General features: G+C 77.9%; 10 protein-coding genes. 4 read left to right on the forward strand and 6 right to left on the reverse strand.

Annotated elements, in window-relative coordinates; all coding sequences use genetic code 11:
- The 3 genes from dnaG to VE546_RS04635 all read right to left on the reverse strand — a co-directional run.
- Positions 1-1,373, reverse strand: a 1,373-nt coding sequence (gene dnaG / locus VE546_RS04625) for a DNA primase (protein ID WP_324918692.1), incomplete at its 3' end; no start/stop codon positions are given.
- 92 nt (positions 1,374-1,465) lie between these two features.
- Positions 1,466-2,521, reverse strand: a complete 1,056-nt coding sequence (locus VE546_RS04630) for a hypothetical protein (RefSeq protein ID WP_324918695.1) — start codon at positions 2,519-2,521, stop codon at positions 1,466-1,468.
- A 3-nt stretch (positions 2,522-2,524) separates the two neighbouring features.
- A complete protein-coding gene (locus tag VE546_RS04635; RefSeq protein ID WP_324918698.1) occupies positions 2,525-3,001 on the reverse strand; it encodes a hypothetical protein in 477 nt (158 codons plus the stop codon).
- A gap of 105 nt (positions 3,002-3,106) precedes the next feature.
- Between VE546_RS04635 and VE546_RS04640 the strand changes: the two genes are divergently transcribed.
- From VE546_RS04640 to VE546_RS04655, 4 genes are all read left to right on the forward strand, one after another.
- Positions 3,107-5,971: a CHAT domain-containing protein gene (locus VE546_RS04640; RefSeq protein WP_324918700.1), complete on the forward strand. Its 2,865-nt coding sequence runs from the start codon at positions 3,107-3,109 to the stop codon at positions 5,969-5,971.
- 113 nt (positions 5,972-6,084) lie between these two features.
- A complete protein-coding gene (locus tag VE546_RS04645) occupies positions 6,085-7,563 on the forward strand; it encodes a tetratricopeptide repeat protein (protein WP_324918703.1) in 1,479 nt (492 codons plus the stop codon).
- A 76-nt stretch (positions 7,564-7,639) separates the two neighbouring features.
- Positions 7,640-8,182 (forward strand): sigma-70 family RNA polymerase sigma factor, encoded by a 543-nt coding sequence (locus VE546_RS04650; RefSeq protein ID WP_324918706.1) that lies wholly within the window; start codon positions 7,640-7,642, stop codon positions 8,180-8,182.
- Complete coding sequence (locus tag VE546_RS04655; RefSeq protein WP_324918709.1) at positions 8,182-9,357, forward strand: CU044_5270 family protein; 1,176 nt, start codon at positions 8,182-8,184, stop codon at positions 9,355-9,357. The genes VE546_RS04650 and VE546_RS04655 overlap by 1 nt, the downstream gene beginning before the upstream one ends.
- Positions 9,358-9,417: 60 nt before the next feature.
- Here the strand turns inward: VE546_RS04655 and VE546_RS04660 are convergent, their stop codons facing one another.
- The 3 genes from VE546_RS04660 to VE546_RS04670 form a co-directional block, all read right to left on the reverse strand.
- Complete coding sequence (locus tag VE546_RS04660) at positions 9,418-9,915, reverse strand: GNAT family N-acetyltransferase (protein WP_324918712.1); 498 nt, start codon at positions 9,913-9,915, stop codon at positions 9,418-9,420.
- A gap of 57 nt (positions 9,916-9,972) precedes the next feature.
- Positions 9,973-11,235, reverse strand: a complete 1,263-nt coding sequence (locus VE546_RS04665; RefSeq protein ID WP_324918714.1) for an NAD(P)/FAD-dependent oxidoreductase — start codon at positions 11,233-11,235, stop codon at positions 9,973-9,975.
- A 147-nt stretch (positions 11,236-11,382) separates the two neighbouring features.
- The gene (locus VE546_RS04670) at positions 11,383-12,681 is read right to left on the reverse strand and encodes a helix-turn-helix domain-containing protein (protein ID WP_324918717.1); all 1,299 of its coding nucleotides are present in this window, start codon (positions 12,679-12,681) and stop codon (positions 11,383-11,385) included.
- Positions 12,682-12,727 lie beyond the last annotated feature (46 nt).

Genomic DNA, 12,727 nt, shown 5'->3' on the forward strand with positions numbered 1-12,727 from the left:
GGACCGCGGGGCGCGCCGCTCGGCGCGGCCGCGCGGCGCTCGCGCTCCCAGCGGGCGAGCTGTCCCACCCGCCGGACGACGAACTCGGTGTCGAGGATGCCCAGCAGCCCGGCCAGGCGCACGGCGTACTGGTGCTGGATCGCGCCGTCCTTGATCCGCGCCACGATCGGCGCGGCCTCCTCCAGGGCGGCGGCGCGGCCCTCTGCGGTGTCCAGGTTGTGCTGCCCGGTGACCGAGCGGATGGCGAACTCGAACAGCGGGGAGCGCCCCTCCACCAGGGCGCGCACCGCCTCGTCGCCCTCGGCCAGCCGCAGTTCGCACGGGTCCATGCCGCCGGGGGTGATGGCGATGGAGGTGCGGGCGGCGAACTTCTGGTCGTCCTCGAAGGCGCGCAGCGCGGCCTTCTGCCCGGCGGCGTCGCCGTCGAAGGTGAAGACGACCTCCGAGCGGGAGTTGTCCATCAGCAGCCGCCGCAGGATCTTGATGTGATCGCCGCCGAAGGCGGTGCCGCAGGTGGCGATGGCGCCCGTGATGCCGGCCAGGTGGCAGGCCATCACGTCCGTGTAGCCCTCGACGACCACGGCCCGGCCCGTCCTGGCGATCTCCCGCTTGGCGAGGTCGATGCCGTACAGGACCTGGGACTTGCGGTAGATGGCCGTCTCGGGGGTGTTGAGGTACTTCGGCCCGGTGTCGTCCTCGCGCAGCTTGCGGGCGCCGAAGCCGACGACCTCGCCGGTGATGTCGCGGATGGGCCACATCAGACGGCCGCGGAAGCGGTCGATGGGTTTGCCGTTGCGGCTCTCCTGGGCGAGCCCGGCCAGGAGCAGCTCCTTGTCGCTGAACCCCTGGCCGCGCAGGAAGCGGGTGAGGTGGTCCCAGCCGGCCGGGGCGTAGCCGACGCCGAAGTGCGCCGCGGCGTCCTGGTCGAAGCCGCGCTCGGCCAGGAAGCGGCGGCCGATCTCGGCCTCGGGCCCCTCCAACTGCTCGGCGTAGAACGTGGCGGCGGCCTTGTGCGCCTGGACCAGGCGGATGCGCTCGCCCTGCTGGCGGCCGGGCGCGTAGCCGCCCTCCTCGTAGCGCAGGGTGATCCCGGCCTGGGAGGCGAGCCGCTCGACGGCCTCGGTGAAGGAGAGGTGGTCCACCTTCATCACGAAGTCGAGGGTGTCGCCGCCGGCCTGGCAGCCGAAGCAGTGGTAGAGACCCTTGCTCGGGCTGACGTGGAAGGAGGGGGACTTCTCGTCGTGGAAGGGGCACAGGCCCTTGAGGTTGCCCCCGCCCGCCGGGCGGAGCTGGAGGTACTCCGAGACGACGGCGTCGATCGGGACCGCGTCCCGCACCGCCTTCACGTCGTCGTCGTTGATCCGTCCCGCCACGGCAGAAGTCTACGGCGCACCCGTCACTTCAGGCCCCGGCGGCACCGGGGCCCCGGGGGGCGCGGAGTCTCGGGGGAGGGGGCGGGTGCGGGTCAGGTGCCCTTGCGGAGGGCGCGGGTGATCGCCAGGCCGGTCTCGGGGGTGAGGCGGCCCTCGCCGTCCAGGCCCAGCGCGGCGGCCAGTTCGCGGCCGTAGAGGTCGACGGTCGCCTCGACGAGTTCGGCGAAGGCGGCGACGGCCTGGCGGCCCTGGTACCAGGCGGCCGTCCAGACCGTCGCGGCGATCGGCGCGGCGGGCCACCACCACAGGGCCAGCACCGCGTACAGCGCGCCCCAGCCCGCGCGGCGGGCCGCGGCGGTGCAGGCGGCGCGGGAGTTCTGCACGTCGGCGCGCTGGACCTCCGGCAGCAGCAGCCACAGCCGGGGCCAGGCGGAGGCGAGGTCGAGGTCGTACGCCCGCAGGACGCGCCGGTCCACGGCGGCGATCCGGTCGCCCATCCAGGTGGGACGGGTGGGCGGGGCGAGGGCGATGCGGTTGCGGGCCTCGTTCAGGGCGGCGGTGTCGGGGAGGGCGGGGCCGGCCGGGGGCCGGACGCCCGGGGCGTCCGGGGCGCTCGGGAGGTCCGTGGCGTCCGGGGTGTCCGGGGCACCCGAGAGGTCTGGGGTGTCCGGAGCGTCCGAAAGATTTGAGACGTCCAGGGCGTCCGGGGCGCCCGGGGCGTCCGAGTCGGCGCGGGCGCGCAGCCGCGCCTTGTCGGCCAGTGCCCGCCGGTAGCGCCGGTGGGCGGCCTCCCAGCGGCGCGCGCGGCGTTCGGTCAGGGCGCGGGCCGGGCGGGCCAGCGGCCGGGGCCAGTCGCCGAGCCAGAGCCGTTCGACCGCGCCGCCCAGGGCGGAGGCGAGCAGGCCCGCCCCGGCCGAGCAGGCCAGGACGCCGGCCGCGACCAGTACGACGGTGCCGGTGGCGTGGGTGGCCGGTTCGGCGGCCAGCGCGTCGATCCGGCGGGCGAGCCGGCCGGGGTCGAACGGGTGCCGGTGGCCGAGGACGCCCCCGGCGGCGGCCGTGGTCACGAAGAGGAGGCCGGGCAGGACCAGCAGCGACAGCCAGGTCTCCGCGAGCCTGTTCCCCAGGGCGGTCAGGAATCCGGTCACCGCTCACAGCCTCACCAGGCGCAGCGGCCGGGCCAGGACCGCGCACTCGGGCCCGCCCCCGTCCCGTGCGCCGCCGTGCACGTCGTCCGCGAGCACCACGCGCGCGCAGCGGCCGGCCGGGCAGACGTACGCCTCCTCCACCGCGTGGCCGCCGCCGAGACCGGGCACGGCGGGCGGCAGGCCGGTGCCTCCGGCCGGTGGCTGGGTGCCCGGGGGGACCGGCAGGGTCCGCACCCGCGCCCGCCCCAGCCCCAGCCCGCGGGCGACGCCGCAGCGGCGCAGCAGCTCGTCGGCCTCGGCCAGCAGCGCGGCCGTCCCGCCGCCCTCGCGCAGCCCGGCGAGCACCCGGTCGAGCGCCGGGCCCTCGCCGCGGGCCTCGGCCAGCGCCCGGACCGTCGCCAGGCCGCCGCACAGCCGGGCCAGCGCCTCCGTCTCCTCCACGGCTCCGGTGCCAGTGCCGTCCTCGCCGTCCAGGTCCACCAGTCCCCCCGCCGGTCACGTCTGTCGGTCGCGTCCTGCCGGTCAGGCTCCGTCCGGCTCACAGTAGCCTCCCCGGCCGGTCCCCGCCGGGCGTACGGTCCTCAGGTGGCTTCCTCACGCGACGAGTTGGTGCGCTCGCTGACGGCCCGGGTGCTGCTGTTCACGGGGTCCTTCGACCGGGAGGCGGTGCTGGCCCCCGGGGCGCTGGAGGAGGCGCGCGCGCTGATGGCGCGCGTGCCGAACCCGGTCCGGGACCCGGACGCCGTACGGGCGGTGGCCGAGCTGTACCGCGCCCGGTCGCTGGCCCTGGAGGACCTCGGCGGCCGGGACGGCGCGATCGCCGACGCGCTGGAGCGCGTCCTGCCCGCCCGGGAGCCGTCGCGGGAGCCGCAGGAGTCCTCCGGGGCCGGTCTCGACGCGGCGCACCGCCGCGCGGCCGTGCTGCTCGACGCTGCGCTCACCGGCTCCGACCCCGGGTTGCCGGACCGGGCGGTCGAGGCGGCGCGGGAGGCGGTCGAGGCCACGCCGCACCGGCTCCTCGCCCTCCGGGTGCCCGCGCTGACCCTCCTGGGCCAGGCGCTGCGGCTGCGCCACGGCCGCGGCGGCGCGCTGGAGGACCTGCACCGCGCCGTGGAGGCGCTGCGCGCGGCGCAGGCGGCGGCGGGCGAGTCCCACCCCCACCGGCTGGGCGTGCTGGCCACCCTGGCGCTGGTGCTCCGCGAGCGCCACGAGCGCACCGGCTCCCTCCCGGACCTGGACGAGGCCGTGCGGCTGTCCCGCGAGGTCGTGGCACGGCGCCCGGCGGACGGCGTCAACCGGAGCGGCGACCTGGCCAATCTGGGGATCGCGCTCCGGCTGCGCCACGAGCGCACCGGCGACCCGGCGGACCTGGACGGGGCGGTGCGCGCACACCGGGCGGCCGTGGCCACCGCCCCGCCCGGGCATCCCGGCCACGCCATGTTCCACACCGGTCTGGGCAACGTCCTCCGGAGGCGTTTCGAGACGGGCGGCGACCCGGCGGACCTGGACGACTGCGTGGCGGCGCACGAGCGGGCCGCCGCGGCGGCCGACCGGATCGGTGCGCTGCGCCCCGGGATGCTGGTCAACCTCGCCTCCGCGCTCCAGACGCGCTACGAGGCGCGCGGCCGGACGGCGGACGCGGAGCGGGCCGAGGAGCTGCTGCGCCGGGCCGCCGGGGACGCGGGCGCGGAGGACGTCCACCAGGCGGGCGTCGCCTACCAGTTGGCCATCGCGCTGTGGGACCGCTGGCGGCGGACCGGCGGGTCCGCGGTCCGCGCCGAGGCGCTGGAGTGGTCGCGCAGGGCCGCCCGGCATCCGGCCGCGCCCCCGCGGCAGCGCCTGTGGGCGGCGGCTGCCTGGGGCCGCCGGGCGATGGAGGCGGGGGACGTGCGGCAGGCGTCGCAGGCGTACGAGCTGGCCGTCGGGCTGCTGCCGGCCCTCGCGCCCCGGCAGGTGGCGGGCGAGGACGCCGAGCACGTCCTCGCCCGCTTCCCCGGACTGGCCTGCGACGCCGCCGCCTGCGCGGTGGCCGCGGGCCGGCCCGGACGCGCGGTGGAACTCCTCGAACTGGGCCGGGGCGTGCTGCTGGGCCGGCTGATCGAGGGCCGCGACGACCTGGCCGCACTGCGGGAGCGGGACCCGGAACTGGCCGCGCGGCTCGGGGAGTTGCGGGCCGCGCTCGACACGGGGGACACCGGGCGGCCGGAGGAGGCGGCGGAAGCGACGGGAGCAGCGGGGGCGGGGGCGGTGGGGATGACGGCGGCGGACCGGCGGCACGTGCTGGCGGCCGAGTGGGAGCGGCTGCTGGCCCGGGCCCGCGCGCTGCCGGGCCTGGAGCACCTCCTGCGGCCCCCGCCCGTACGGGAGTTGCTGGCACAGGCGCACCCAGGGCCCGTCGTCGTGGTCAACGTCAGCCGCCACCGCTGCGACGCGCTCGTGCTGACCCCCGGCGGGGTCCGGGTGGTGCCGCTGCCCGCGCTGACCCTGGGGCGCGCCGTGGCGGGCGCGGCGGGCCTCCACACCGCCCTGGAGCTGATCTCCGGCGACGAGGACGACCTGACCGCCCCGGCCCGGTACGAGGACGCGGTGGCGGAGTGCTTGGAGTGGCTGTGGGACGACGTGGCGGGGCCGGTGCTCGACGCGCTGGGCCTGCGGGAGCCGCCCGCGCCCGGCGCGCCCTGGCCGCGGGTGTGGTGGGTGCCCACCGGCCCCCTGGCCTTCCTGCCCCTGCACGCCGCCGGGCACCACCGCGGCGGCGCCGGAGGCCGTGCGGTGCTGGACCGGGTCGTCTCCTCCTACGCCCCCACCGTGCGCGCCCTGGCCCGCGCCCGGCGCGGGCCGGCCCGGCGGCCGGCGCGTCCGCTGGTGGTCGCCCTGCCCCGTACACCGGGGGCCGCCGACCTGCCCGGCGCCGCCGAGGAGGCCGCCCTGCTCGCCCGGCTGCTGCCCGGCGCCCGGGTGCTGACCGGGCCCGGGGCGACCTGCGAACGCGTCGTCGCCGAACTCCCCCGCCACACCTGGCTGCACTTCGCCGGGCACGGCGCCGCGGACCCGGTCAGCCCGTCCCGCAGCGCCCTGCTGGTCCACGACCACGCCGAGCACCCGCTGACCGTGGCGCGGCTGGCCCAACTGGAGCTGCGGGACGCCGAGCTGGCCTGCCTGTCCGCCTGCACCACGGCACGTACCGGCTTCGCGCTCGCCGACGAGGCGCTGCACCTGGCCGGCGGCCTCCAACTGGCCGGTTTCCGGCACGTGGTGGGCACGCTGTGGTGGGTGGAGGACACGGTCGCGGCGCGCATCGTCCGGCAGGTGTACGACGGGTTGGGCGCCGCCGCGGAACCGGACGCCGACCGGGCCGCGGCGGCGGTGCACGCGGCCGTGCGCGCGGCCCGCGAGCGCTACCCGGCCACGCCGTCGCTGTGGGCGGGGCATGTCCATGTGGGCGTCTGAGGACCGCGGTCGCCGCACCGGGCGGGCCGGGACGCCGGGCGGGGGAAGCGCGGGAAGCCGGGACGGGAAGCCGGGAGAGGTCGAAGAGGAAGCCGGGGAGGAAGGGGCGGAGGATGGGCGAGCAGGAGCGGGGAGGCCGCCGGGGATGGTGGCGGCGCGTCCACCGGGAGCACGGCACCGGGGACGCCGGGAACACCGGAGAGGCCGGGCGCCCCGGAAGCGCCGGGACGCCCGGTGGCGAGGAGGCCGAGGAGGTCCTCGACGAGCTGGTCCGGCGCGCGGCCGAGGCCGGGGACCCGCAGGCCATGGCGTTCCACGGCATGGCGCTGGCCCGCCGCGGCGACCGGCCGGGCGCGGAACGCTGGCTGCGCCGGGCGGCGGCGGCCGGGCAGCCGGACGCCACCGCCGCCCTGGGGCTGCTGCTGTTCTCCCTCCACCGGCCCGAGGAGGCGGAGCCGTACCTGCGCAAGGCGGCCGGTGCGGGCAGCACCGACGTCCTCGGGCCGCTCGGTCTGCTCCTCCTGGAGCGGGGCGACGTCGAGCGCGCCCGCGCCCACCTGTCCGCCGCCGCGGACGCGGGGGACCGGAACGCGGCGGAGCTGCTCGACCTCGTCGCGGCCGGTATGGCCCCGGGCACACCCCCGCCGGAGGGGCCGGAGGCCCTGGACAGGGCCGAGGCGCTGCTGCGCCGCGCCGCCGCCCGCGGCACGCCGGGCGCCCTGCTCGGCCTGGGCCTGCTGCGCGCGCACCGCGGCGACCTGGCGGAGGCGGAGGACTGCTTCGCCCGCGCGGGCGGGAGCGGCGACCCGGAGGCGCTGCTGCACCGCGCCCGCGTCCACGCCCTGCGCCACGGCGCCGAGCGGGCGGAGCCCCACTACCGCCGCGCCGCCGACGCCGGGAGCGCGGAGGCCCAGCACGTCATGGGCTTCGCCCTCGCGGCGCGCGGCGAGACGGCGGAGGCGGAGCGCTACTACCGCCTGGCCGTCGCGGGCGGGCACCACGACTCGCTGGTCAACCTGGGGGTGCTGCTGCGGCAGCGCGGCGATCTGGCGGGCGCCGAGAGCTGCTACCGGCGGGCCATCGACCGGGGCGACGTCACCGCGATGAACAACCTCGGCAACCTGCTGCGCGAGGACCGCGGCGACCCCGTGGGCGCCGAGGAGTGGTACCGGCGCGCGGCCGAGGGCGGCAACGCCGACGCCCAGGCCAGCTACGGGGCCCTCCACGCCGAGCGGGGCGACTGGGTGCGGGCCGAGGAGTGGTTCCGCCGGTCGGCGGAGGCGGGGTGCACGGCCGGGATGCTCAACCTGGCCCAGGCCCTGTCCCGCCGCGGGCACGGGCTCGAGGCCGAGCGGTGGCTGCGCGCGGCCCTGGCCCCACGCCCGTCCGGGGCCCCGGAGCCGGTGAGGCCGTCGGCCGGCCCCGGACCGGCGGACGACCTCGCCCAGGTCGCCGACTGGCTCGCCGGCCCCGCCGCGCGGGGCGACGCGGACGCCCGGGCCGCCCTGGACCTGCTGTGCCGCAACACCGGAGGAGACAGCGGCGACGGAGACGGCGACAGCGACGGCGCGCCCCCGTCCCGGACCGGATGACCGTCCGCCGGTAACGATCGGCCGCCCCACGCCATTTCCCGGTGACAACACACCCGGAGGAACGGAGGTGCGGCCGGTGTCCGAGGACGCGGCACGCTTCACCGCCATGTACGACGCCTGCCGGCAACGCGTATGGGCGTACGTCGTCAGCCGCGCGGGACGGCAGGTGGCGGAGGAGGTGGTGAGCGAGACCTTCACCGTGGCATGGCGCCGGTTCGCCGACGTACCGCAGCCGCCCCTGCCGTGGCTGCTCGCCGTGGCGCGCAACGTCCTGCGCGACACCGTCCGCGCCGAGGTCCGCCGCGCGTCGCTCGCCGCGGAGCTGCGGGAGTGGACCGAGTCGGCGGAGGGCGACATAGCCGAGGAGGTGGCCGACCGGCTGGCGCTGCGCCGCGCCCTGGCCTCGCTGGACGAGGACGACCGAGAGGTGCTCGTCCTCGCCGCGTGGCAGGGGCTGAGTCCGCGGGAGGCCGCGCGGGTCGTCGGCTGCTCCGCCGCCGCGATGCGGGTGCGGCTGCACCGGGCCCGCAAGCGGCTGACCAGGGCGGCCGAGAACGGCGCCCCCGTACGGACCACCCCCGCACCCCTCCGGGTGCGGACCGCAGGAGAGGAAGCGTGATGGGGAACGACGTCATGCGGCGGCTGGCCGCCGCCCGCCCGGAACACCTCGACCCCGGCCGGCCGGCCGACCCGGGGGTGCGGGCCCGGGAGATCGACCGGGCGATGCGCCCGGCCGCCGCGGCGCGGGAGCCGTCGGGCGCCCCGGCGCGGGCTCCGGAGCCGGTGCGCCGGCCCGTGTGGGGGTCCCGCCCGGTATGGGGCGCGGCCCTGACCGCCGCGGCGGCCGCGGTGGCCGCAGCGGTGCTCGCCTCCGGCGTCCCCGGGGACGGCGTGGTGCGGCCCGGCGGCACGGACGTCGCGCGGCAGACGCTCGGCCCCTCCCAGGTGCTGCTGGCGGCGGCCTCCGACGTGGAGCGGACACCGGACGCGCCGGGCGCGTACTGGTACCGGGAGGAGCGCCGGGGCTGGCTGCGGGACGTCCCCGGCAAGGACTACACGCTCGACGTCCGGCGCCTGTCGAAGAGGTGGGTCGCCTCCGGCACCGGCAAGCAGTGGTCCCAGAACGTCGACCTGGGCGCCCGGCCCGCGGGCCCGGCCGACGAGGAGGCCTGGCGCGCCGACGGTTCGCCGAGGAGGTGGGACCTCACCTCCCCCGGCGCCGCACCCGGCGACGAGCGGGACGTCGTCACCTACGAGGGCCGGGGCGAGATCGACGCCGACGCCCCGGGCGGCACCGCGGACAGCGGCCGCGTGGGGGAGTTCGGCCTGGACGAGCTGGCCGACCTGTCCACCGATCCCGGGAAGCTCCGCACCCAACTGGAGGCGCTGGTCGACCGGCACTACAACGGCCCGCAGCGGGTCCTGGACAGGACGCTGTTCGACACCACCGTCCACCTCGCCTTCCACATGCCCGCCACGTCCGGGCAGCGCGCCGCCGCCTACCGGCTGCTGGCGACCCTGCCCGGTGTGCGGGACCTCGGCGAGGTCAGGACCCGCGACGGCCGGGCCGGCAACGCGGTCGCCGTCAGGAACGAGCACATGAACGGCGACTGGGAGCGGCGCCTGGTCTTCGACCGGAGGACCGGAGCGCCCCTGGCCACGGAGGACGTGGCGCTCAGGGCGCACGACGGCCATGAGCCGGGAGAGGTCATCGGCTACACCACCATCGCGGAGATGACCTGGACGGACCGGAAGCCGCCGTTCGACGAGGACTTCCCGGCCGACGGGAACTGAGGCCCCCTCCGTTCCCTCCCGCCCCGTCGGCGCCCGTGCGCCGGCGGGGCGGACGGCGTGTCACCGCGCGCCGCCGGTGTCCTTGGCGGAGCCGACGTTTTTGACGAAGACGTAGTGCGGCCCGACGCCCTCGATCTCGAACTCCTCGCCGCGCACCGCGAAGCCGTGGTGCTCGTAGAAGCCGCGGGCCACGGTGCGGCCGTTGCACCACAGCAGCCGGGCGCCGCGGGCGGCGGCCTCGGCGGTGCCCGCGCGCAGCACGGCCGCTCCGAAGCCCCGGCCGCGGACGGCCGGGGCGCTGGCCATGCCGCGGAAGCGGTACGCGGGCTCGGTGGCGCCCGGCAGCGGGTCGGGGAAGAAGGTGGCGCAGCCCAGGACGGCGTCGGCCTCACCGGTGCCGTCACCGTCGCCGTAGGCGGCGATGTGGAAGGTGGCCGGGTGGTCGTCCTCGGGGAAGACCGCCGACTCGCGCGGCAGCCCGGGGCGCAGCACCTCCCAGCGCAGGTCGAGGACCTCGGAGACGGGCACCACGGCGGTACGGATCGGGACGTCGCTCATGCCCGTCACGCTACGGCGCGGGCCGGGCGCGGCGGTCGCCGGGTCCCGTGCGCCGGGTCAGTCGCCGGCCAGGACCTCCAGGGGCACCGAGGGGTCGGCCAGCTTCTCCGGGTCCGCCCGGCGGCCGGAGCGGATGAGCCGCTGGACCGGGGCGGTGACGTCCCAGACGTTCATGTTCAGCCCGGCCAGCACCCTCTCCTCGCGCAGCCAGAACGCGATGAACTCCCGCTTGCCGACGTCGCCGCGGACCACCACCTGGTCGTAGGAGCCGGGGGGCGCCCAGCCGGAGTACTCCATGCCCATGTCGTACTGGTCGGAGAAGAAGTACGGCACGCGGTCGTAGACCACCTCCTGGCCGAGCATGGCGCGGGCGGCGGCCGGGCCGCCGTTGAGGGCGTTGGCCCAGTGCTCCACGCGCAGCCGGGTGCCGAACAGCGGGTGGTGGAGGGCGGCGACGTCGCCCGCCGCGTAGACGCCGGGGTCGGAGGTGCGCAGCGAGGCGTCCACGGCGATGCCGCCGACGGGCTCGTCGGCCAGTTCCAGGCCGGCGGCCCGGGCCAGCGAGACGCGGGGGGCGGCGCCGATGGCGGCGAGCACGGCGTGCGCCGGGTGCTCCTCGCCGTCCTCGGTGCGGACGGCGAGCACCTGGCTGTCCTGGCCGACGATCTCGGTGAGCCGGGTGCCGAAGCGCAGGCGGACGCCGTGTTCGCGGTGCAGGTCGGCGAAGACGGTGCCCAGTTCGGGGCCGAGGACGGAGTGCAGGGGCGTGGGGTGGTGCTCGATGACGGTGACCTCGGCGCCGTAGGAGCGCGCGGCGGCCGCCACCTCCAGACCGATCCAGCCCGCGCCCGCGATGACCAGGTGCCCGTTGTCGCGGCCGAGGCCGGCCAGCACGCCGCGGAGCCGGTCGGCGTGCGCCAGGCGGCGCAGGTGGTGCACGCCGGCCAGGTCGGTGCCCGGGATCTCCAGGCGGCGCGGTTCGGCGCCGGTGGCCAGCAGCAGCGCGTCGTAGTGGACGCGGGTGCCGTCGCCCAGCTCCACCGTCCGCGCGGCGCGGTCGAGGCGGACGGCGGGCTGGCCGAGGTGGAGTTCGATGTCGGCCCCGGCGTACCAGGCCGGCTCGTGGACGAAGACGCTGCCGCGCTCGGCGGCGCCGGAGAGGTAGCCCTTGGAGAGCGGAGGCCGTTCGTAGGGGTGGTCGCGTTCGTCGCCGATCAGGATGACGCGGCCGGTGAACCCCTCGGCGCGCAGGGTCTCGGCCGCCTTCGCGCCGGCCAGCCCACCACCGACGATGACGAACGTGCGATGTGCGTCGACCACGTGTTCCTCCTCGCTGCGCTGTCCCCCCTACCGGTAAGCGTTCCCGCGAGCGTGCCGCATCAGCCGCGCCGCCGGAAGGGGTGGCGGTGGGCGATTCGGGTGTATTCCACGGCCGTCCCGCGGAGCGTCCACACCGTTCTCACGCCCTCACACCGCGGTGCGGGCGGCGGCGCGGGCCGGGCCGCGCAGCAGCCGGCGGGCGGTGAGGGCGAGGGACAGCTCGGCCACCTCGTGCGGGCGGCCGAGCGACCGGCCGGTGAGCTGTTCGAAGCGGCGCAGCCGGTTGAGGACGGTGTTGCGGTGGCAGAACAGCCTGCTCCCGGCCCGCCGCGCCGATCCGTCGCACTCCAGCCAGGCCGTCAGGGTGTCCAGCAGCAGGTCCCGGTCGGCGCCGTCCAGCCGCAGCACGGGGCCCAGCACCCGTTCGGCCAGCGCCGTGGCCAGGTCGGGCGAGGAGACCAGCAGGGCGGCCGGGAGGTGCTCGTCCAGCAGGACCGGGTCGCCGCCCGGGGCGGCGGAGCGCAGCGCGGTCTCGGCGAGCCGGCGGGCGTCGCCGACCGCGGCCAGGCCGTCCACCGCGGAGCTGATGCCGGTCCGGGTCCCGGGCAGCGCGGGCAGGGCGGCGGCCAGTTCCGCCAGGGAGACCTCACCGCCGCCCGTACCGCCGCCCCGGCCGTCCCCGTCGTCGCCGGACGGGCCGTCGCCGGACGGGGCGCCGAGCAGGACGATGCCCAGGTCGGCGTCGGGCCGGGAGTGCCACAGGACGCGCGCCCCGGCCGGGACGCCGGAGCGGACCGCGGCCCGGTGGGTCTCCCGGCCGGGGCCGGCGACGACCACCACCGCGTACCGGCCGCGCTCGGGCAGCCCCAGCGCCTCGGCGGCCTCCGGCAGGTCGGCGACGCGCACGGTGCCCTCCAGCAGGGCCTCGGCCATCAGCAGCCGGCGGTTCTCGCGGCGCCAGGTGAGGCGCCTCTCGGTCTGCCGGTACGCCTCGGCCACCACCGCGCAGTGCTCGTCGACGAAGTCCCACACCTCGGCCGCCACCGGGACCAGCAGCCGTACGCCGTCGGGGTCGCACCGGGTGACCCGGTCCACCAGGGCCTGCCAGACCACGGCCCCGCCGAGCCGGAAGGCGCGCAGCAGGGCGTCCAGCGGCAGGCCCTGTTCGGCGCGCTCGGCGCCGATCCGCCAGGAGCACCGCCGGGCGGGCTCGCGCAGCTCCTTGGGGCGCAGCAGGGAGCCCACGTTGTGCCGCAGGGAGCGGTGCACCTCGTGCCACAGCTCGCCCTGGTCCACGGAGGCGGCGCGGTAGGCGGGCTCCTCCTCGCGCAGCAGCGCGACCATGCGGTCGGTGAGCTGGGGCAGTTCGTCCAGCAGGGGGCGGGCGGCCCGGTGCAGCACGGCCACGGCCTCCGCGTCCACGGGGGAACGTACGACGGGGTGCATCACGGACCTCCACCTGGCGGGCGTCAGGGGTCAGGGGTCGGGACGG

The organism is Streptomyces sp. (assembly GCF_035644915.1).
Taxonomy (GTDB): Bacteria; Actinomycetota; Actinomycetes; order Streptomycetales; family Streptomycetaceae; genus Streptomyces.